Here is a 20,944-nt window from a genome sequence, read left to right as displayed (position 1 = left end):
AGCTTGCTCTCAGACTGCTAGGTTTTCACACAGTCTGCATGGGGTGGCTTTTTTGCTGGTGCCGGCAGAGTCAGAATGAACAGCTAAATAGCCCTCTCCCATAAATGTGAGAGGGTCATCAGTGGGCCGCAAGCGGCCGCTTTCTTTACTGACGCACACCTTCGACCGAGATGATCAGCTCCACGGTTTGCGAAGCCGGGCCGAGATCCATGGAGATGTCGAAGTCTTTCAGCGTCAGGGTGGTGGTGCCCTCGAAGCCGGCGCGGTAGCCGCCCCACGGGTCCTTGCCCTCGCCGATGAACTTGGCAGCGATCACCACCGGCTTGGTCACGCCGTTCAGGGTCAGGTTGCCGGTAACGTCGGCAGTACCTTCGCCAGTGGACTTGACCGAAGTCGATTCGAACGTGGCAGTAGCGTGCTTGCTCGCATTGAGGAAGTCGGCACTGCGGATGTGCTTATCACGTTCGGCGTGGTTGGTATCGACGCTGGCAGTCTTCAGGGTAACGCTGACTTTGCTCGCCTCGGGATTGGCGGCGTCGAAGCTGAACTTGCCGTCGAAATCCTTGAATGTGCCGTACAGCCAGCTGTAGCCCAGGTGGCTGATCTTGAAATTGACGAAGGCGTGCTGGCCTTGCTTGTCGATGGCGTAGTCTGCCGCCATGGCCTGGCCGCCGATCAGAGCGGAACCCAGAACCAGTGCAGCGAGGGCGTTCTTCAACATGGGTGTTCTCCTTGCGAGGTTGTCGATCTAGATGGGCCTTGGCCCGATTTGAATGCTTCAGCGCCCGAACATCCGCAGCAGGGTGCTGTCGCGGTCGATGAAATGGTGCTTGAGTGCAGCCAGGCCATGCAGGCCAGCGAAAATCACCAGGCCCCAGGCCAGGTATTCGTGAATGGCTCCGGCAATGTCTTCCTGTTGCGCGATACCGGTCAGGGTGGCCGGCACACTGAACAGGCCGAACACCTCGATGCCACGGCCATCGGCAGTGGAAATCAGGTAGCCGGAAATCATCACGCCAAACAGGCCGAAATAGAGCACGCCATGACCCAGCTTGGAGGCCAGACGAGTGAGCTGGCCGTGGCTGGCCAGAGCTACCGGCGCAGGGTTGAGCAGACGCCACAGCACGCGCAGCAGCATCGCCGCGAAAAGCAGGATACCGATGCTCTTGTGCAGGTCTGGCGCACTCTGGCGCCACGGGTCGTAGTAACTGAGCCCCACCATCCAGAAGCCAAGGCCGAACAGGCCAAAGACGACCAGCGCGACCGACCAGTGCAGCAGCACGCTGACCAGACCATAACGAGCAGAAGTGTTACGCCATTGCATGGTGGCTTTCCTAATCCAGATCCGAGCAAGACTAACTGCAAATATATCGATTTAAAGCGGAAAATTTCGCTATGAAATATCAGGAAATGCGATATTTCGCGCGTCCCCCTCAAGCCGACCCAGTTGGTATGACGCGCCGCCCATGGAGTTCCCCGGCAACGGCACCAGCGGTACATTCTGCCAGACCAGCGGCAACGCCGTGACTCGGTGACGGCTTCTGGTAGGCTGTGCCGCCGAACCCTGGGAGATAGCTCATGAGCCTGAACGATCACTGGATGCAACGCGATCTCGACGTGTTGTGGCACCCCTGCACCCAGATGAAGGATCACGAGCGCCTGCCGCTGGTAGCGATTCGCAAGGCGTACGGCGTGTGGCTGGAAGACTTCGACGGCAAGCGTTATCTGGATGCCGTCAGCTCCTGGTGGGTCAACGTCTTCGGTCACGCCAACCCACGTATCAATGCGCGCATCCGCGAGCAACTGGACAGCCTTGAGCACGTCATGCTCGCCGGCTTCACCCATCAGCCGGTGATCGAACTGTCCGAGCGTCTGGTGCAGATCACCCCGGCCGGCCTGAACAAGGTGTTCTACGCCGACAACGGCTCCTCGGGCATCGAGGTGGCGCTGAAGATGAGCTTTCACTACTGGCTCAACAACGGCCAGGCGAACAAGAAGCGCTTCGTCACCCTGAGCAGCAGTTATCACGGTGAAACCGTGGCAGCGATGTCGGTGGGCGACGTGTCGCTGTTCACCGACACCTACAAGCCGCTGTTGCTCGACACCCTCAAGGTGCCCAGCCCGGACTGTTACCTGCGCCCGGAAGGCGTGAGCTGGGAAGAGCATTCGCGCGTCATGTTCGCCCACATGGAACAGACCCTGGCCGAGCATCACCACGAAGTCGCCGCGGTGATCGTCGAACCGCTGATCCAGGGTGCCGGCGGCATGCGCATGTATCATCCGGTCTACCTCAAGCTGCTGCGCGAGGCCTGCGACCGCTATGGCGTGCACCTGATCCATGACGAGATTGCTGTCGGCTTCGGCCGTACCGGCACGATGTTCGCCTGCGAACAGGCCGGGATTACCCCGGACTTTCTAGTGCTGTCCAAGGCACTGACCGGTGGTTACCTGCCGATGGCTGCGGTGCTGACCACCGACCAGGTGTACAGCGCCTTCTACGACGACTACGCCACCCTGCGCGCCTTTCTCCACTCGCACACCTACACCGGCAACCCGCTGGCCTGCGCCGCCGCGCTGGCGACGCTGGACATCTTCCGTGACGACGATGTGATCGAACGCAACAAGGCCCTGGCGGCGCGTATGGCCAGCGCCACTGCGCACCTGGCCGATCACCCGCATGTCGCCGAAGTGCGCCAGACCGGCATGGCTCTGGCCATCGAGATGGTGCAGGACAAGGCCATCAAGGCAGCCTACCCCTGGCAGGAGCGGCGCGGCCTGCACGTCTACCAGCATGCACTGGAGCGCGGCGCGCTGCTGCGCCCACTGGGCAGTGTGGTGTACTTCCTGCCGCCCTACGTGATCACGCCCGAAGAGATCGATTTCCTCGCCGAGGTGGCCAGCGAGGGCATCGATATCGCCACCCGAGAGTCAATCAGCGTGGCAGTGGACAACCGTTTCCCCGATCATCGCGATCCGGGCTGACTCAGGAGCGGTGCGCACAGCGCACCCTACAGCTAGAATTCGCGCCTCTCTTCAAGGTGGGTAAACCATGCGCCTGTCCCGCTTCTTCATCGATGCCCCGCTGTCTCTCGGCCAGCATGAACTGCCCGAGGCCCAGGCCCATTACATCGGCCGCGTGCTGCGCCATGCCGTGGGCGATGCCGTGCAGCTGTTCGACGGCAGCGGCCAGGAATACCTCGGCGAGCTGATCGAAGTGGGCAAGAAAAGCGTGCGCGTCGAACTGCGTGAAGCCTTTGCCGGCCTAAGCGAGTCGCCGCTGCATATTCACCTCGGCCAGGGCCTGTCACGCGGCGAACGCATGGACTGGGCCATCCAGAAAGCCACCGAACTGGGGGCCAGCGAAATCACCCCCATCGTCTCGGCACGCTGCGAGGTACGCCTGAAGGACGAGCGCGCCGACAAGCGCATGGCGCATTGGCGTCAGGTGGCGATCAGCGCTTGCGAACAGTGCGGCCGCTCGGTACTGCCGGTGATCCATGCACCGCTGGAGCTGGACGCCTGGTTGCAGCAGACCGAAGCCGAGCTGAAGCTGGTGCTGCACCCCGTTGCCGCTGCTCTGCAAAGCCATGAAAAGCCCCATTCCCTGGCCTTTCTGATCGGCCCGGAAGGCGGCCTGAGCGATGCCGAAGTCGACCAAGCCACGAGCGCCGGCTTCCATCCTGCCCGCCTGGGCTCACGCGTTCTGCGCACGGAAACGGCACCCGTGGTGGCGCTGACTGTCGCTCAACAGCTCTGGGGCGACCTCCAGGCATAAGAATGTCGCTTGGACGTAACAAAATGTGATTTCAAGAGATTGCAAGATCGACAGTCTTTGTCATGCTCTTCGCGCCGCATGCGCGGGCCGCTCACCAGCGAACCGCGCACGGCCGAGGCCGACGCCCGTTAGCGTCGGCTCTCTTCCAATAACAAACAACGGGCCTCGGCACCGCCCAAAAAGCGACCGCATGCCCAGGAGCATTGCATGAACGAACTGGTCTCGACCCTAAACGGTCTGGTCTGGAGCCCGGCGCTGATTTATCTATGTCTCGGCGTTGGTCTCTACTTCTCTCTGCGCGGCCGCTTTCTCCAGGTTCGCCACTTCAAAGAAATGATTCGCCTGATGTTCACCGGCAAGACCGATGAACATGGCATCACCTCCTTCCAGGCACTGACCATGACCCTCGCCGGTCGTGTCGGTACCGGCAACATCGCCGGTGTGGCCACTGCGATCACCTTCGGCGGTCCGGGTGCCGTGTTCTGGATGTGGATGGTGGCCTTCCTCGGCGCCAGCTCGGCGTTCGTCGAATCCACCCTTGGCCAGGTGTACAAGGAAAAGCTCAATGGTGAATACCGTGGTGGCCCGGCCTTCTACATCGAGCGCGGTCTGGGTCTGAAGTGGTACGCCTGGCTGTTCGCCATCGTTACCGTATTCGCCTGCGGCCTGCTGCTGCCGGGTGTTCAGGCCAACTCCATTGCCTCCAGTGCGCAAACCGCCTTCGGTATTGACCCGAACGTCACCGCGGCGGCTCTGGCCGTGCTGATCGGCCTGATCATCTTCGGCGGCGTCAAGCGTATCGCCCACTTCACCCAGGTGGTCGTACCGTTCATGGCGCTGGGCTACATCCTGGTCGCCCTGGTCATCATCCTGCTGAACATCGAAAAGCTGCCGGAAGTCGTGCTGCTGATCGTCAAGAGCGCATTCGGCCTCGAGGCTGGTTTCGGCGCCATCGTCGGCATGGCCATCCAGTGGGGCGTCAAGCGTGGTGTGTATTCCAACGAAGCCGGCCAGGGTACTGGTCCGCACGCTTCGTCCGCCGCTGCCGTCAGCCACCCGGCCAAGCAAGGTCTGGTACAGGGCTTCTCGGTCTATATCGACACCCTGTTTGTCTGCTCCGCCACCGCCTTCATGCTGCTGATCACCGGTCAGTACAACGTCCAGGCGCCTGATGGCAGCGCGATGTTCACCGGTATCGCCGGCGTAGCCGCAGGTCCGGGCTACGTACAGACCGCGATGGAAAACATGATGCCCGGCTTCGGCAACGCCTTCGTCGCCATTGCTCTGTTCTTCTTCGCTTTCACCACCATCCTGGCCTACTACTACATCGCCGAAACCAACATCGCCTACATCAACCGCAAGGTGAAGCGCCCCATCCTCACCCTGCTGCTGAAGTTCGGCATCATCGCGGCCACCGTGTACGGCACCGTGCACACCGCCACCTTCGCCTGGGACTTGGGTGACCTCGGCGTGGGCCTGATGGCCTGGCTGAACATCATCGCTATCCTGCTCATGCACAAGGTTGCCTACAAGTGCCTGAAGGACTACGAACAACAGCTGGATGAGGGTAAGGATCCGGTCTTCCACCCCGAGAAGCTTGGCATCACCAATGCCGACTACTGGGGCAGCAACACCTCGGAAGAGAACCTGACTGCAGAGAAAACTGAAGCGCAGCAAGTGCAGCGCTGATCACTCCCGGCAGTAACGAAAAAGCCCCGGCCAAGTGCAGGGGCTTTTTCATGGGCGCTCGCCTGAGCGCATGGCGACTTCAGATCAAACCGGCATCGGCGAGCAATTGCTCCAGTGCGGCCAGGTCGGGAATACGCACGATCTCGTCACCGACACGTGCGGCACCCAGTTCCAGCGGCGCCAGCTCGACATCGGCCGCAGGCAGGTCACTGCCGACCTTCAGCGAGCGCGGGATACCCTGCACCAGCAGGGCAATGAACTTGACCTTGGGCCGCCCCCCCAGAGCGTTGATCACCGCGACACGGGCGCCACCGGCAACCTGCGCCTGGCCATCGCTGGCCGCCTCGAAGGACAACAGCGGCAAGCGCAGATCACGCCAGGCAATCTGACCGAGAAACCACTCGGGCATGCCTTCGCTGACCTGCGGTGCGCGATAGGGAATCAGCTCGGCCACGGCCACGTTGGGCAGCAACAGGGTGCGGTCGGCCAGCGGCACCAGTAGGCCGGTCAGACCTTCAGTGCTGTTCTGGGTAGCGACGGCTTGGCTCATTGAAACGTCCTCAACTGCAATGTTCGGCGAGGTGATTGACCAGGGCCACGGCCAACTCACGCGGGTCGGCACTGAAACTGCTGTAGCCGCCCTCGCGCAGGCTGTCGGGCATACTCGGGCTGGCGCAACTGTCGGCGCGCTGGGTCCAGATCAAGCCACCCTGGCGTTTGACGTAAGCGGCAGCGGCACTGCCATCGCTGCCCATGCCGCTGAACGCGATCACACCGCACAGGCCGCCGAATTGCTGCGCCAGATTGAGCATCATCTGATCGATGGAAGGGCTGTAGGGCTCAGGCCAACCGCGTTCGGTAATCTGCATCGCACCGTCTTCGGCAAAGCCCAGTTCATTGCTGATCGGCACCACCACCACTTCACCGCACCGCACCGGATCGCCATGACGTGCCGGGTTGACGTGCCACTGGCTATGTCGACCCACCGCCTGCGGCAGGGCCGCCTCGAAACTGGCATCGATGTGCTGGGCGTAGATAAAGCCGATGGGCAGACCACCCGGCAAGGCATCGAGAAATGCCTTGACCGCTGCCGGGCCACCCAACGAGGCAGCCAGCAACCAGACCTGGCGTGCCGGCTCGCCAGCTTTAAGCGGCGTATTGGCCAGTGCTTGCGGCAACTCCAGACGCGCCGGACGCTGGGCTTCATCGAGCAGTGCCTGCAGGCTGGGCCCAACCGCCTGAGTCGGATCACCGACCAGGCGCTTGAGTTTGCCGAACAGGCTGCGCTCCCAGCGCGGGTAGTTCTCCGAGTGACGCTCGGGCGCGTGCCCCTCGCCGAACAACACCGGGGCACTGGCACGCTCGAGCAGGCTGTCGACCAGCGGCGAATCTTCCGACAGAGCCAGGTCCACCAACCAAAGATCGGTTTCGCAGGCAGCCAGTTGCTCCTCGTCGAGCCGCGCCGGGTCGCTGTTGAGCACTACCTGATAACCGCCACCGGCCAATGCCTGCTGCAACACATGGCGCTGCAACGAGGTGTCGGCGATTACTGCAATGCGCGCGGAGGTTTTGTCTGTCATGTCCGTTTGACCCGATGGCTATCCACCAACTGAGCGATGGTCTCGAGCAGCAAGGACTCCTGATAGGGCTTGCCGAGGTATTGGTTGACACCGATGGACATGGCCCGCTCGCGGTGCTTCTCGCCGGTACGCGAGGTGATCATGATGATCGGCAGGTCCTTCAGGCGCTCGTCGTGGCGCACCAGCGTGGCCACCTCGAAGCCATCCATGCGCGGCATTTCGATGTCCAGCAGCATGATGTCAGGCTTGTGTTCCTGGAGCTGAGCAATAGCGTCGACCCCGTCCTTGGCGGTGACCACGTTCATGCCATTACGCTCGAGTAAACGGCTGGTAACCTTGCGCACGGTGACCGAGTCGTCGACCACCATGACCAGCGTCGGACGGTCGATTTCCACCTCTTCGCTGGCCGAAGCCTGACGCGAAGCCAGGCGCGGCATCAGCTGATTCTGCAGATGCGCATGCAGCACACGAATGGTCGCCAGCAGATCGAGAATCACCACCACGCGGCCGTCACCGAGGATGGTCGCACCGGAGATCCCGTGCACCCCGGCGAACTGCGGGCCGAGGCTCTTCACCACGATCTCGCGCGAACCGGCCAGGCTGTCTACCTGCACCGCCACGGCGTGCTCGCTGGAGCGCACCAGAATCACTGGCAGCGGCAGGCTCTGACCCACCAGTTTGGGATGCTGGCCATTGTTCAGCAGGTCGCCCAGGTACTTCAGCTCGTAGGCCTGTCCGGCGTATTCGAAGCGCGGCGCGTCAGGCGCGTAATAGGCCTCCAGCTCGAACGGCGACACCCGCACGATACCTTCGATGGTGTTCAGCGGGATGGCGTAGAGGTCTTCGCCGGAGTACACCATCAGGGCACGGTTGACCGACACGGTGAACGGCAGGCGAATGGTGAAGCGCGTACCCTGACCCAGCGTCGAGTCGATGCTCATCGCACCGCCGAGCTGCTTGACCTCCGAGTGCACCACGTCCATGCCGACACCACGGCCGGAAATCTGCGTGACCTTCTCGGCAGTGGAGAAACCTGCCTCAAGAATGAACTGCAGGATTTCGTGATCGCTCAGGCCGCTGTCGGCGTCCATCAGCCCACGCTCGATGGCCTTGCGCCGCACGGCTTCCAGGCGAATACCACCACCGTCATCGTCCAGGGTAAGAACGATATCGCCGCCCTCACGGCCGAGATTGAGGCGGATGGTGCCGGTCTCCGACTTGCCAGCAGCGCGACGCACATCGCTCTGCTCGATGCCGTGATCGACGGCGTTACGCAGCATATGTTCCAGCGGCGCGACGATGCGCTCGAGCACCGTGCGGTCCATTTCCCCTTCGGCGTTGCCAACGACGAACTCCACCTGCTTGCCCAGTTCGCCTGCAACCTGGCGCACGATGCGACGCAGACGCGGTACCAGGCGGTCGAACGGCACCATGCGGGTGCGCATCAGACCTTCCTGCAGCTCGGTGTTGACCCGCGCCTGTTGCAGCAGCAGGGTCTCGGCATCGCGGTTCTTCGCCGCCAGGGTTTCCTTCAGATCGAGCAAGTCGGAGGCAGACTCGAACAGCGCGCGAGAGAGCTGCTGCAGTTGCGAGTGACGGTCCATCTCCAGCGGGTCGAAATCTTCATAACCGGCGCGCTCGGCCTCAGCCTGGTAACGGCTGAGAATTTGCGCCTGGGTCTCGGTATCGAGACGGCGCAGCTGGTCACGTACGCGGTCGATGGTCGCTTCCATCTCGCTCAGGGTGAAACCGACATCGCTCACCTGCTGCTCGACACGTCCGCGGAAGATCGACGTCTCACCGGCCAGGTTGACCAGGCCTTCGAGCAGCTCGGCTGGCACCTTGACCAGCTCCTGTGGCGCACGGCGGGACGCTACCTCCAGTGCGGCCTCCTGCGCACGCTGTACGAACGGCAGCACCTTCGGCGCCTGCAACTGGCTTGGCACGTCACTGGCAGCAACGATCGGGTTGAGCAGATTGCTCACAGGCGCTGCCGCTGGCTCGACCCCGGCATCGGCCGCCACCGGCTCTTCACCGAGACTGGCGCTAAGACGCTGGCGCAGCACGTCGAGCTCATTCTGCAGCCCTTCGAAACCGGACTGCACGTCGAGTAACAGGCTCTCCGGCCAGGGGGCGCCCTGCAGCAGAGCCTCGCTGAGATGTTGTTCCAGGTCCTGGCTCAGATCGCCAAGGCGTTTCTGCCCAGCCAGACGCGCACCACCCTTGAGGGTGTGCAGCGTGCGCAGCATTTCGTCGATGGCGCTGACATCATCGCGCTGTTCTTCCCAGCGCCCGATCGACACCTCCATCGCCTCGAGCAGGTCATAGCCTTCTTCGAGGAAGATATCGAGGATGTCGCTGTCAGCCTCTTCGGCTTCGTCGCTCTCGACCACCGCCCTGAGCTGTACCGCCGACGGCATGCTCAGTTGCTCGTCAGGGTTGGCACGAAAGCGTTTGATCGTCTCGATCAGGGCATGGCCCTGCGGCACTGCCCGCTTATCTCGCACGGCTTCGAGCATCTCGGCCAGGCAGTCATGACAGGCCTGCAACAGCGTGAACAGCTCCTGACTAGCCCGCAGGCGACCACCGCCGAGACCTTCGTACAGGAATTCCAGCTCGTGAGCCAAATCGCCGATTTCACGAATTTCAGCCATGCGCGCACCACCCTTGAGGGTGTGCAGGTCACGCTGCAGGGCTTCCAGCTCCAGGCTGTTGTCAACATCGCCCATCCACCGCTGCAGAGCGGCGCCAGCACTGTCGATGATGTCGAAACCTTCCTCGAGGAAGATTTCCACCAGTTCGGGATCACGCTCTTCATGCCAGTTGGCCAGCGTCGTCCCTTGCGGCTCGGGCTCGACAACAGGCATTTCGTCTTCGGGTAATACCAGCTCGACTTCGTCGATCAGCGGCAACACTGCCTCTGGCTCTGCCTGTGGCGCTTCGTCGAGCACGATTTCGTCTTCGACCAGCGCCAGGGGCGGCAGCTTGAAGCTATCCGGCTCCACCACCTCGATCGACTCGACGAGTTCGTCGTCCAGCTCCGGCTCAACCTGGGCGACGGCCGCCGACAGGCTCTGCGGCGTACCGCCCTGGCGGAACTGACGAATTGCCTGAATCAGGTCGTCACCAGAGACCAACGGCAGTCGAGCCTGCAACTGATCGAGCATCTGCGCCAGGCGATCATGGCTTTGCTGCAGCAGATTGCCCAGCGCCGGCGAATGGTTGTAACGGCGGTCGACCAAGCCCTCGTAGAGCGACTCAAGTTCGTGGCCAAGATCACCGATCGGGCGAATCGCGGCCATGCGCGCACCGCCCTTGAGGGTGTGCAGGTCGCGCTGCAGTGAGGACAGCGGCATGGTGTTGTCCGGCTCACTGAGCCAGCGCTCCAGCGCCTGACCAGCACTGTCGAGAATATCCACAGCCTCTTCGAGGAAGATCTCGACCATTTCCTCATCGAGATCGGCGTCGACAAGGCTGAAGCCCAGCTCGGCCTCAGACTGCGACTCCAGATCAATGTCTTCGGCGACTTCCGGTTCGGCGGGTGCCTCTTGCCACAGCACCGGCTCAGCCTCGGCTTCCTGTTCCAGCTCGGCGGTGGCCTGGTCCAACTCGATGACCTCCAGCCCTCCGACGCCAGGCGTGAGCAAGGCCAAGGTATGCGGATCGATGGCTTCGCTCAGCAGATCACGTAGCGCCTGCACCCGCTCGGGTTGCGGGGTGACCTGCAAGGCCGCAGCGACCTGATCCATCATCCCGATCAGCGCTTCGTGGGCCTTCTCCGCCTCGTCGAAGAAGCGCTCGCTGACCGCCAGGCTGCCTTCCTCGACAGCGCCATAGAGATCCAGCAGGGCTTCGCAGAGCTCGTCGATCTGCGGCAGCTCGGCCATTTCGGCGCCACGGCCGAGGGTCGTCAGTTCCTCCAGCAGCGCAGACAGCTCCTGGCGCTCGGACGGATGCTCGCGCCATTTGCGTAGCAGGTCCTCGGCGTCCAGCAAGATATCCATGCCTTCGGCGAGGAAGATGCTGATCATCTGCGGGTCGCGACTTTCGCCGCTCTGCGCCATACGCTCGTCTTCGGCGCTGGCGAGACGCTCCTGATGCAGCGCCTGGACGCGAGCAAGAAGTGCCTCTGCGCCAGGAATGGGTGCCAGAGGCTGGGTCTCGAGATTGTCGAGACCGATACGGAACACGCCCTCGGCGCTGCTCAACAGCTCGGCAGCCGCCAGATCCACCTGGATCAGGTTGGTCTTGAACTCCTTGACCAGCTTCTCCAGCGGCGCCGCGATTTCTGCCACCGGCAGGATGCCGGCCATATAGGCACTGCCCTTGAGGGTGTGCAGCGCACGCTGCAGGTCATCGGTGACTGGCTGCGGCAGTTCCTGCGCGCAGTCGGCAAGAAAGCCAACCAGGGTATCCAGATGGGTTTCCGCCTCGTTGCGGAAAATTTCCAGCAACTGCGGGTCGAGGGGCTCACCATCGAGCGATTGGTCGTTGGCCGACTCGTCCAGCTCGACGACCTCGGTAGCGTCGTCAACGCCCACGGGCTCGGCTACCTGCTGGGTGGCCGGGGCGTTAGATTTTGGGGGCGTCAGCCCCTTGGCCAAAGCATGAGCGGTGGCCGCCAGCAGATCGACATCGTCGCGCTGACGCTGCGCCTTGGCGGCAAACTCGTCGACCAGCGCCGGCATCAGGGCCACGACATCGAGTACCACCTGCTGCACAGGCGCGTTCGGCTCGATGCTGCGGTCCAGCACGCGGTTGAGCAGGTTCTCGATGGACCAGCCCAGCTCACCGATGATCAGCGCGCGAACCATACGCCCGCTGCCCTTGAGCGTGTGGAAGGCGCGACGCACTTCGATCAGCGCGTCCTTGTTGTCGGTATCGGCCTGCCACTGCGGCAGGTACTCACCGATGGTTTCCAGTACTTCGCCGACTTCTTCGATAAAGACTTCCAGCAGCTCTTCGTCCACCGGCTCTTCGTCGGCAGGCGGCGGCAGCAGGCTCGGCGGCACGTCGGCAGCAGGTGGGTTGATCGCCTGTACCGGAGCTGCCATGACATCGGCCATCGACAGCGGCTTCTCCGCTGCCGGTTCATCCGGCAGTTCCTGCACCTGCGGTGCGCTGGGCAGCTCGACTTCCGGTAGTTCCAGATCGGCCAGTTCCAGCTCATCCCACTGCGCCGGCTCGGCCAGTTGATCCAGACTCAGCTCTTCGAGCTCAAGCTCCGGCTCAGCGTCAAGCAGCGGCGCGGCAACAGTCTCTTCGTCCTGCAGGGCGGGTAGTTCTTCAAGCTCGTCCAGCTCGAAGGTAAAGCTGTCGGCAGTCTCACGGGCGTCCGACTGCTCGGGCTCAGCCTCCAGCAGTTGCAGATCCGCAACCTCATCGCTGGACGGCTCGACCACGTCGAAGGTCAGCGCCTCGCTCTCGGCCAGGGGCTCTTCGAGTTGTTCGTCTTCGGCGCCCAGCAGCTCGATTTCCTGCAGCGGGTCAGCCAGCGGTGCCAGGCTTTCTTCCTGCAGCTCGACACGGTCGAGGATCGACGGTTTCTCCTTGAGCGGGTAACCCAGGGTTTCCAGGCTTTCCTCAGCAACGTCGAGAATCAGATCGCCCTGCGTGCCATGGTCCTCGGACAGCCGTTCGAGGTAGTACTCGACGCTGGTGATGGCATCGGCCAGGGTGTCCAGGCTCTGCCAGTTGGGCACGGCCTTGCGCGCCAGCAGCTGTTCCTGAATGTAGCGATTGCAGGCATTGAGCAGGTCGGCAGCGCGCCGCAGCGGAATCATCGCCAGGCCGCCACGGACCTGGGTCAGCAGCTCGGGCACACGGGCCAGGTGCTCGTGGTTCCACTGCGAGGCGATGAATTCGATGATCGCGTCCTTGGCCTGTTCCAGGCCATTGCGCGCTTCCTTGATGACAAGCTGGTGGATCTGCGCCACGTCGGTGGTCGGCAGATGGCTCTGCTCATTCGGGCCGTCGTCGCTCGGGCCGACCATGCCGGCCAGCGTCGCCTCGACATAGAGCAGCGCGCCAGCGACGTCCATCAGCACCGCATCGTTCGGCTCGCGCTGACCGAGAGACAGGCCATGGATCACGTCGATCTGGTCGAGAATGACCTTGCGCGGCTGACCGAAGCCAAGCACCGCGAGGGTATCGGCGATCTGCTTGAGCGGTGCAAGCAGGGCGTCCAGCTCACCGGGCTGGCTACGATCGCTGCGTACGAACAGATCGAGGCTGTCCTTGACCCGCACCAGTTCCTCGCACAGCGCGGCGACCACCGAACGCATGGCGTCACGGTCTGGCCCGGCCAAGCGAGCACGTTCTTCATCCACCACCTCATTGTCAGGCAGTGCTTCGTCGAGGCGGTACTGCTCCTTCAGCGCACGAATGCGAGGGGACTGTGCCGGCGCCTTGGCGACGTAGAACAGCAGGTTCTTGGTCAGCTCATCGGGCGCAGACTGGTTGATGCCATCGGCGCCCTGTTCGACCAGGCGCTTGAGCTCCTTGTCGACCTGACGCAGCAGGGTACGCACCGACGTACCGTTGACCACGCTGCCGTTGGCCAGACCTTCGACCATGCCGGAAGCGATCTGCCACAGGCCGCCCAGCGGGGCGTCCTTGCACAGTGTTTCCAGGCGCGCGAAGACGCGCGCCATATAACCCAGATTGGTCGCCAGTTCCTGGTTGCGGATCACGCCGACCAGGGCCATTTGCAGCATCTGCCGCAGTTTGCGCAACAGCACGGGAAGCTCGGCGGTACGCAGGCGCGCTAGGCTGTCGGATGGCAGCGCCGGCAGGCGCGCGGACATGTCCGGGGAAAACAGGCTGGTTTCCGACAGCAGCTTCTCGCCACGGGCGGCACGCAGGTCGTTGAGCAGCGGCAGCACGACCATGGGCAGGTCGCGGCGAGCGGTCTGGATACGGTCGAGGTACACCGGCAGTTGCAGGATGGCCTGCATCAGCACTTCCAGGGCTTCGCCCTGATTGGCTACGCGACCTTCCATCAACGCCTTGGCCAACTGCTCCATTTCTTCGGCGAGCAACGCGGCGCCGTAGAATTCGACCATCTGCAAGGTGCCGTGAACCTGGTGCACGTAGGTCAGGCAGAAGCGCATGCGCGTAGGGTCCTGCGGGTTCTCGACGAACGCCTCCAGGGCTTGCCGCGCCTGCTTCAGGGTTTCCCCGATCTCGCCTTTGACCCACTCCAGGGCGACATAATCATGCCGATCACCCATAGCCACTCCACTCATAAACTTGGCCTTATCCCTTGCGGGTAAACGCCAGAACTCGCTCGTCGGCCACCGGCACCAGTTGCGGGTGCTGCCAACCGGCTACTTCGCCCACGCCCACGACCAGCAGGCCACCCGGCGCCAGGCTTTCGGCCAGGCGATTGAGGATGTCGCGGCGACGCCAGCGGCGGAAATAGATCAGCAAGTTCTGACAGAAAATCACATCCATGCCGGACATCGGCGCCTTGGCCAGTTCCAGCACATTGAGCTTGGCGCAGCACACACGCGCTGCCAGGCTCGGTACTATCTTGAAGCGTCCATCGGCCTGAGCGAGAAAGTAGCGCTCGCGCAGCTCGTCACTCACCTGCTCCAGGCGTCGCACCGAATAACACGCCTCGCGTGCCTTGCTCAGTGCGCCCTGACTGATATCCGTGCCGGTTACCGCGAAATGCTCGGGCAACTCGCTGCCTTGAAGCGCCTCTGCGGCCTGAATCGCCAGCGAGTAAGGCTCTTCACCACTGGAGCAACCCACGCTCCAGAACTCCCAGGGTTTGCCCAGGCCCGCCGCCAGACGCTCCTGCAGGTACTGCGAGAGCACCTCGAAGGACGGCGGGTGGCGGAAGAAGCGGGTTTCCTGCACGGTCAGACGATCCAGCAGGGTCGACCACTCCACCGCGCCACGCGGGCCATCGGTGACCTGACGGTAATAGCTGGCGTAATCCGTGACGCCCAGTTCGCGCATGCGCGCACTCAGGTTGGTCTGCAGAAATGCACGCCGCTGCTCGCTGATCACCACACCGGTACGCGCTTCGAGCAACGTCTGCCAGTCGTGAAAATCGGCTTGCGACATATCGGCCACCGGGCGCAATGCCCAAACGCCCGCTGACTGCATACCTTCGCCCTGAGTCATGGCTATGTAGCGAAGGCTGCCGCCAGCCCTCGCACTCCTTTATCAGGCGTCTGGCAGGGTGAAACCGGACACCGACTTGCGCATCTCACTGGCCATCTTGGCCAGGTTACCAATGCTCTTGGCGGTGGCGGTGGTACCCGAGGACGTCTGCGAGGTGATCTCCTGGATCACGTTCATGGTGTTGGAAATGTGGCCGGCCGAAGAGGCCTGCTGACGCGCGGCGTTGGAAATGTTCTGGATGAGGGCCGCGAGGGTCTTCGATACCTTCTCGATCTCTTCCAGTGCCACCCCGGCGTCCTGCGCCAGGCGGGCACCGCGCACCACTTCGGAAGTCGTCTGCTCCATGGAGATAACGGCTTCGTTGGTGTCGGTCTGAATGGTTTTTACCAGCGCCTCGATCTGCTTGGTCGCCGCCGAGGAACGTTCTGCGAGGCGTTGTACCTCGTCCGCTACCACGGCGAAACCGCGGCCCGCATCACCGGCCATGGAGGCCTGGATCGCAGCGTTCAGTGCGAGGATGTTGGTCTGGTCGGCAATATCGTTAATCAGACTAACGATGTCACCGATCTCCTGGGACGATTCACCGAGGCGTTTGATCCGCTTCGAGGTGTCCTGGATCTGCTCACGGATGTTATCCATGCCGGTGATGGTGTTGTGTACGACTTCGTTACCCTTGTTGGCGATGGCTACGGAACGCTCCGCTACCGCGGAGGATTCCGAGGCGTTCGCCGATACCTGGTCAATCGACACGGCCATTTCGTTGATCGCGGCGGAGGCGCCGGCAATCTCCTGCGCCTGGTGCTCGGAAGCTTCCGCCAGGTGCATCGCCGTGGCCTGGGTTTCCTGGGCAGCACCGGCTACCTGAACGGCGGTCAGGTTGATCGTGGCTACCAGGTCGCGCAGCTGGTCGATGGAGTAGTTGATGGAGTCGGCGATGGCACCGGTGAAGTCTTCGGTTACCGTCGCGGCCACGGTCAAGTCACCGTCGGCGAGGTCGGCGATTTCGTCGAGCAGACGCAGAATCGCGGTCTGGTTACGCTCGTTCTTCTCGGCGGTCTCGGCCAGACGGCGGTTGGTTTCACGCACCATCACCAGACCGATGAGGATGATCGCACCCAGCGCCAGGCCACCCAGCACGTAGCCGAACAGGGTGTTGATGGCACGGCCCGAGGCCAGGTTCTCAAAGCCGACGGCGAGCTCGGAGGCCTTGTCCAGCAGGGTCTGCGAAACGGTGAAGATCGAGTTCGCCGATTCACGTACCTGGAACAGTTCTGGCGAGGTTTCGAGAATCTCGTCCACGGAGCCGGATACGAATTCGAACAGCTCGGAAATCTCGGCCAGACGTTCGAGGGCTTCCTCGTCGGTCACCTGGCTGATTTCCATCGCGGCGTTGCCTTCGAGCATTGCAGCCAGTACACGGCCGAACAGGCTGGCGTCACGACCGAACATGTCGGCAGCCTGTACCGAGTCTTCGTCACCGGCCAGTACCTTGTTCACCGAACCGAGAATACGCTCGGCCAGCAGCGACTGGCGTTGGGCCACAGAAACCTGAGCAGCCGGCGCACCGCTTTCCAGCAGGATGTCGACCACTTCCTCGTACTCGACCTGCAACTGCGGGATGGTTTCCGCCAGGGTGGCGGCTACCTGGTGCAGGGACAGTACGGTCTGCTCACTGGCCAGAATGGCGTCGGTATTCTGCCGCAGGCTATCCCAGTCCTGCTGTACCGCAGCCATCTGCGCCTGCACCGACGCGGGCGCCGACGGCAAGCCACTGCTGGCATCACCATCGGTCAGGTACCCCCAGCGCAGCTGGAAGTCGTTACGCGCGTCGCGCAACAGACCGAAGGCTTCGGCTTTACCTGCCGCAGCTTCCGTGGCGTTCTTGGCGATACGCTGGGACAGTACGCGCAGCTCACCGGAGTGGCTGATGTACTCGGTATCGTAGTTGGACTGGGTGTTGATGTAGGCGAAGTTCGCGAACAACAGCACGATGGAAACGATCAGCACGACGAACAGCGTCGCGATCAGCGTGCTACTGCGCGCCCCGACCAACAAATTACCTGCATTGAATTTTTTCATTTTCTGGCCCCCGCCTGGACCGACCGCACTACGGTTCCCATGTAACGCCAAAGGGCCGGAAGAACCGACCCAACCGAAAATCTACTGAAAGGACACATCGAGGAAGCCAGGATCGGCCGTCAGCGCATGAGGGCTGAACACCAACCAGGGCTGTTCTCGTTGAAAGACACCGTGGATAAACGGCGCAATGCTCGCCTCGAGAGGCGGCAGTTGTTCTGAAAATGCATCCACGGGGAAGTGCTGCATACCGAAAACTTCATCGACCGTCAGGCCAGCGAAGATTTCCTGATAGTCGACCACCAGAATTCGCCGCAACTTGCGCAGCGGCGACAGCTCATTACCGAAGAACCCGCACAGGTCCATGATCGGCAGCAGGCGGCCACGCACGTTGGCCACCCCTTTGACCCAGCCTTTGACACCCGGCAGCAGGGTGTAGCGCGGCTCATGCAGTACCTCACCCACCTCCCCCATCGGCGCGACGAAGAATCGCTCGCCCATGCGAAAGCCGATACCGCTCCAGGTCTGTACCGCCGCTTGCTGCGACGGCAGCCCGGCCGCCAGGGCTCGGCAACGCTGGTCGATCTCGAGGAGAATCTGGAAAGGAGTCTGCACGGACATGCCAGCCTTGGCCTTCTTTTTATTTAGTACGCGAGCAGCACGGCATCAGCCGGCCAGCACCGCATTGAGAGTCTTCAGCAAGGTATCTTCATCGATCGGCTTGGTCAGGTAGTCCTTCGCGCCCTGGCGCTTGCCCCAGACCTTGTCGGTTTCCTGATCCTTGGTGGTAACGATGACCACCGGGATGTGGCTGGTCTCGGCGTCCTTGGTCAACTGACGGGTCGCCTGAAAACCGTTGAGGCCCGGCATGACGATGTCCATCAGCACCGCATCGGGTTTTTCCTGGCGAGCCAGAGCTACGCCATCGGCGCCATTTTCCGCTTTGAGTACCTGATGCCCATGCTTTTCCAACATGGCGGTCAGCTTGTACATCTCGGTCGGTGAGTCATCAACAATCAGAATTCGAGCCATGGTGTTTCCCAATACAGAAGTGGCGTACGGCGGTCAGGCCGGAACGTCAGGAGGCTTGTTCCACTGGGGTGAAGTCAGGCACGTGGGCTTTGATAGCACCGAGCAGCTCTTCCTTGCTGAAAGGCTTGGTCAGGTACTGGTCGGAGCCGACTATACGCCCCTTGGCCTTGTCGAACAGGCCGTCCTTGGAGGACAGCATGATCACTGGCGTGGACTTGAAAGCACTGTTGTTCTTGATCAGGGCACAGGTCTGATACCCATCGAGACGCGGCATCATGATGTCAACAAAGATGATGCTGGGATGCGTGTCGGCAATCTTGGCCAGGGCATCGAAGCCATCGACCGCAGTGATGACATCACAACCCACTTTTTTCAGCAGAGTTTCAGCGGTGCGACGAATCGTTTTCGAATCGTCGATCACCATCACTTTCAAACCCTCGGTATGCTGTTCCATGTTTGCCCTACCATCGCCTCGGTGAGTCGTTATATTCGCGTTATCAGTATGCCTGAGGCCCAGTCTTCGATGGGTCTTGACCCAATCGTCGGGCCTTTTTAGCACACTCTCCAGATGCAATCTATAAGGCTTCCCGGGCAGCTCCGCCCTTGACCACGCGGCCCGGCCGGCGCCACCCTGAGAGCCGTCATTCGGCTCGGTCAGCCCGGCCTTCACCCTCATCTCACGGAGTTTATCCCCCCATGAGCCTTCGTCTCGGGATCGTCATGGATCCTATTGCCAGCATCTCCTTCAAAAAAGACAGCTCGCTGGCCATGTTGCTGGCCGCTCAAGCACGCGGCTGGTCGCTGTTTTACATGGAGCAGCAGGATCTCTATCAGGTTCGCGGTCAGGCTCGCGCCCGCCTGCGCTCTCTGGAAGTGTTCAACGATCCGCAGCGCTGGTTCACCCTTGGTACGGAGCAGGACACGCCGCTCGCCGAACTGGACGTGATCCTGATGCGCAAGGACCCGCCCTTCGATAACGAGTTCGTCTACTCCACCTACCTGCTCGAGCAGGCCGAGCGCGACGGCGTACTGGTGGTCAATCGGCCGCAGAGTCTGCGCGACTGCAATGAAAAGTTCTTCGCCACCCAGTTTCCTCAATACACACCTGCGACTCTGGTAAGCCGGCGCCCCGACATTGTGCGCCAGTTTGCCGATGAGCACCGTGACATCATTCTCAAACCCCTTGATGGCATGGGCGGATCGCAGATATTTCGCCACCGTGAGGGCGACCCGAATCTCTCGGTGATTCTGGAAACCCTGACCCTTCACGGCCACCAGCAGATCATGGCGCAGGCCTACCTGCCGGCGATCAAGGACGGCGACAAACGCATCCTGATGATAGACGGGGAACCGGTACCCTACTGCCTGGCACGTATTCCGGCTGCCGGAGAGACCCGCGGCAACCTGGCCGCAGGTGGCCGTGGCGAGGCACGCCCACTGACCGAACGTGATCGTGAGATCGCCGCCGCAGTCGGCCCGACCCTGCGCGGAAAAGGCCTGATCTTCGTTGGGCTCGACGTGATCGGTGACCATCTGACAGAAATCAATGTCACCAGCCCGACCTGTATCCGCGAGATCGATGCGGCATTCGACACCCGCATCGGCGAACAGCTGATGGACTGCATTGCACGCAAGCGCGGGTTAAAAGCTTGACGCAGGTGGCAGCCTGGCGCCTGCAACTTGCAGGCGCCTACTGCTACCCGGCAGACTGCGCGACATTCGAAAGCAGACCCGATACGCGATGAACGCAGCAGCCACCCCACCGACCACCTCCTCCGCCAACGCACGACCGGCGGACCGCCTGGGATTCACCCTGTTTCTCGCGGCTGCACTGCACGCGGCACTGATCCTCGGCGTCGGTTTTACCCTAGAGTCGCCGCCGGAAATCAGCAAGACGCTGGAAATCACGCTTTCCACCTTCAAGAGCGAAGAAAAGCCCAAAGAAGCGGATTTCCTGGCGCAGGACAACCAGCAAGGCAGCGGCACGCTGGAACATGCAGCAGCCCCCAAGACCACCGAACAGGCGCCCTTCCAGGACAGCGAGGTGCGCAAGGTCACACCGCCCGCCGCCCCGCAACAGCCCGCCAGTAAACAGGAAGCACCCAAGGCCGCGGTCGCTACACGCGCACCACAGCAGCAGAAAACTCCGGTCAAACGCGAAGAAACCAAGCCGGCGCCTCAAACCCAGCCTGCACCAGTGTTCGACTCTGCTCAGTTGTCCGCCGAGATCGCCAGCCTGGAGGCGGAGCTTGCCCAGGAGGTTCAGCAGTACGCCAAACGCCCGAAGATCCACCGCCTCAATGCTGCCTCGACCATGCGCGACAAGGGCGCCTGGTACAAGGACGAATGGCGCAAGAAGGTCGAGCGCATCGGCAACCTGAATTATCCCGACGATGCTCGTCGCCAACGCATCTACGGTAGCCTGCGCCTGCTGGTGTCGATCAACCGTGACGGCTCGCTGTACGAGGTCCAGGTGCTGGAATCGTCCGGCCAGGCCATGCTCGACCAGGCCGCGCAGCGCATCGTGCGCCTGGCCGCGCCCTATGCGCCCTTCACCGGCGACCTGGCTGATATCGACCGCCTGGAGATCATCCGCACCTGGCGCTTCGAGCGCGGCGACCGCCTGTCGAGCAACTAGCCAGAGCCGCGACAAGCC

15 protein-coding genes are annotated in these 20,944 nt (G+C 62.3%); 5 read left to right on the top strand and 10 right to left on the bottom strand.

The window, feature by feature from the left end:
• Nucleotides 1-145: 145 nt before the first annotated feature.
• Together AAEQ75_RS10580 and AAEQ75_RS10575 are read right to left on the bottom strand one after the other, a co-directional pair.
• Nucleotides 146-721 (bottom strand): YceI family protein, encoded by a 576-nt coding sequence (locus AAEQ75_RS10580; RefSeq protein WP_106733649.1) that lies wholly within the window; start codon nucleotides 719-721, stop codon nucleotides 146-148.
• Nucleotides 722-778: 57 nt separating this feature from the next.
• Nucleotides 779-1,324: a cytochrome b gene (locus AAEQ75_RS10575; RefSeq protein WP_343352198.1), complete on the bottom strand. Its 546-nt coding sequence runs from the start codon at nucleotides 1,322-1,324 to the stop codon at nucleotides 779-781.
• A gap of 254 nt (nucleotides 1,325-1,578) precedes the next feature.
• Here AAEQ75_RS10575 and AAEQ75_RS10570 point away from each other — a divergent pair, with 254 nt between their 5' ends.
• From AAEQ75_RS10570 to AAEQ75_RS10560, 3 genes are all read left to right on the top strand, one after another.
• A complete protein-coding gene (locus tag AAEQ75_RS10570) occupies nucleotides 1,579-2,982 on the top strand; it encodes an adenosylmethionine--8-amino-7-oxononanoate transaminase (RefSeq protein WP_343352196.1) in 1,404 nt (467 codons plus the stop codon).
• A 67-nt stretch (nucleotides 2,983-3,049) separates the two neighbouring features.
• Entirely contained in the window at nucleotides 3,050-3,775 is a 726-nt protein-coding gene (locus AAEQ75_RS10565; protein WP_343352194.1) for a 16S rRNA (uracil(1498)-N(3))-methyltransferase, read from the top strand.
• Between the two features lie 207 nt (nucleotides 3,776-3,982).
• Complete coding sequence (locus tag AAEQ75_RS10560; RefSeq protein WP_143504587.1) at nucleotides 3,983-5,464, top strand: alanine/glycine:cation symporter family protein; 1,482 nt, start codon at nucleotides 3,983-3,985, stop codon at nucleotides 5,462-5,464.
• A gap of 79 nt (nucleotides 5,465-5,543) precedes the next feature.
• On the opposite strand, the gene AAEQ75_RS10555 is transcribed toward AAEQ75_RS10560, so the two are convergent.
• From AAEQ75_RS10555 to pilG, 8 genes are all read right to left on the bottom strand, one after another.
• The gene (locus AAEQ75_RS10555; protein ID WP_179575264.1) at nucleotides 5,544-6,014 is read right to left on the bottom strand and encodes a chemotaxis protein CheW; all 471 of its coding nucleotides are present in this window, start codon (nucleotides 6,012-6,014) and stop codon (nucleotides 5,544-5,546) included.
• 10 nt (nucleotides 6,015-6,024) lie between these two features.
• Nucleotides 6,025-7,044, bottom strand: coding sequence for a chemotaxis protein CheB (locus AAEQ75_RS10550; RefSeq protein WP_343352191.1), 1,020 nt, complete (start codon nucleotides 7,042-7,044; stop codon nucleotides 6,025-6,027).
• Nucleotides 7,041-14,276, bottom strand: a complete 7,236-nt coding sequence (locus tag AAEQ75_RS10545) for an Hpt domain-containing protein (protein ID WP_343352189.1) — start codon at nucleotides 14,274-14,276, stop codon at nucleotides 7,041-7,043. Before AAEQ75_RS10545 ends, AAEQ75_RS10550 begins: the two co-directional genes overlap by 4 nt.
• Before the next feature lie 25 nt (nucleotides 14,277-14,301).
• Nucleotides 14,302-15,162, bottom strand: coding sequence for a CheR family methyltransferase (locus tag AAEQ75_RS10540; RefSeq protein ID WP_179575261.1), 861 nt, complete (start codon nucleotides 15,160-15,162; stop codon nucleotides 14,302-14,304).
• A 60-nt stretch (nucleotides 15,163-15,222) separates the two neighbouring features.
• Nucleotides 15,223-17,259: a methyl-accepting chemotaxis protein gene (locus AAEQ75_RS10535; RefSeq protein WP_343352187.1), complete on the bottom strand. Its 2,037-nt coding sequence runs from the start codon at nucleotides 17,257-17,259 to the stop codon at nucleotides 15,223-15,225.
• 81 nt (nucleotides 17,260-17,340) lie between these two features.
• On the bottom strand, nucleotides 17,341-17,877 hold the full coding sequence (locus AAEQ75_RS10530; RefSeq protein WP_099522893.1) for a chemotaxis protein CheW: 537 nt from the start codon (nucleotides 17,875-17,877) through the stop codon (nucleotides 17,341-17,343).
• Between the two features lie 45 nt (nucleotides 17,878-17,922).
• Entirely contained in the window at nucleotides 17,923-18,288 is a 366-nt protein-coding gene (gene pilH / locus AAEQ75_RS10525) for a twitching motility response regulator PilH (RefSeq protein WP_099522894.1), read from the bottom strand.
• Between the two features lie 46 nt (nucleotides 18,289-18,334).
• Nucleotides 18,335-18,742 carry a twitching motility response regulator PilG gene (gene pilG / locus AAEQ75_RS10520; RefSeq protein WP_017678433.1) on the bottom strand — a complete coding sequence of 136 codons (408 nt, stop codon included), beginning with the start codon at nucleotides 18,740-18,742 and terminating at the stop codon, nucleotides 18,335-18,337.
• A 242-nt stretch (nucleotides 18,743-18,984) separates the two neighbouring features.
• On the opposite strand from pilG, the gene gshB reads away from it, so the two are divergent.
• Complete coding sequence (gene gshB / locus AAEQ75_RS10515; protein ID WP_343352183.1) at nucleotides 18,985-19,941, top strand: glutathione synthase; 957 nt, start codon at nucleotides 18,985-18,987, stop codon at nucleotides 19,939-19,941.
• Between the two features lie 88 nt (nucleotides 19,942-20,029).
• Complete coding sequence (locus tag AAEQ75_RS10510; protein ID WP_343352181.1) at nucleotides 20,030-20,926, top strand: energy transducer TonB; 897 nt, start codon at nucleotides 20,030-20,032, stop codon at nucleotides 20,924-20,926.
• The last annotated feature ends 18 nt before the right edge of the window (nucleotides 20,927-20,944 follow it).

It is taken from the genome of Pseudomonas sediminis (genome assembly GCF_039555755.1).
GTDB lineage: Bacteria > Pseudomonadota > Gammaproteobacteria > Pseudomonadales > Pseudomonadaceae > Aquipseudomonas > Aquipseudomonas mendocina_D.
This window is presented reverse-complemented; position numbering and strand designations above follow the sequence as displayed.

Excerpts from the sequence above, each read along its gene's own strand:
- AAEQ75_RS10545 (WP_343352189.1), bottom strand. The coding sequence starts at position 14,276 with ATGGGTGATCGGCATGATTATGTCGCCCTGGAGTGGGTCAAAGGCGAG.
- AAEQ75_RS10535 (WP_343352187.1), bottom strand. The coding sequence starts at position 17,259 with ATGAAAAAATTCAATGCAGGTAATTTGTTGGTCGGGGCGCGCAGTAGC.
- pilH (WP_099522894.1), bottom strand. The coding sequence starts at position 18,288 with ATGGCTCGAATTCTGATTGTTGATGACTCACCGACCGAGATGTACAAG.
- AAEQ75_RS10570 (WP_343352196.1), top strand. The coding sequence starts at position 1,579 with ATGAGCCTGAACGATCACTGGATGCAACGCGATCTCGACGTGTTGTGG.
- gshB (WP_343352183.1), top strand. The coding sequence starts at position 18,985 with ATGAGCCTTCGTCTCGGGATCGTCATGGATCCTATTGCCAGCATCTCC.
- AAEQ75_RS10580 (WP_106733649.1), bottom strand. The coding sequence starts at position 721 with ATGTTGAAGAACGCCCTCGCTGCACTGGTTCTGGGTTCCGCTCTGATC.
- AAEQ75_RS10560 (WP_143504587.1), top strand. The coding sequence starts at position 3,983 with ATGAACGAACTGGTCTCGACCCTAAACGGTCTGGTCTGGAGCCCGGCG.
- AAEQ75_RS10510 (WP_343352181.1), top strand. The coding sequence starts at position 20,030 with ATGAACGCAGCAGCCACCCCACCGACCACCTCCTCCGCCAACGCACGA.
- AAEQ75_RS10540 (WP_179575261.1), bottom strand. The coding sequence starts at position 15,162 with ATGCAGTCAGCGGGCGTTTGGGCATTGCGCCCGGTGGCCGATATGTCG.
- AAEQ75_RS10575 (WP_343352198.1), bottom strand. The coding sequence starts at position 1,324 with ATGCAATGGCGTAACACTTCTGCTCGTTATGGTCTGGTCAGCGTGCTG.
- AAEQ75_RS10530 (WP_099522893.1), bottom strand. The coding sequence starts at position 17,877 with ATGTCCGTGCAGACTCCTTTCCAGATTCTCCTCGAGATCGACCAGCGT.
- AAEQ75_RS10555 (WP_179575264.1), bottom strand. The coding sequence starts at position 6,014 with ATGAGCCAAGCCGTCGCTACCCAGAACAGCACTGAAGGTCTGACCGGC.
- AAEQ75_RS10550 (WP_343352191.1), bottom strand. The coding sequence starts at position 7,044 with ATGACAGACAAAACCTCCGCGCGCATTGCAGTAATCGCCGACACCTCG.
- pilG (WP_017678433.1), bottom strand. The coding sequence starts at position 18,742 with ATGGAACAGCATACCGAGGGTTTGAAAGTGATGGTGATCGACGATTCG.
- AAEQ75_RS10565 (WP_343352194.1), top strand. The coding sequence starts at position 3,050 with ATGCGCCTGTCCCGCTTCTTCATCGATGCCCCGCTGTCTCTCGGCCAG.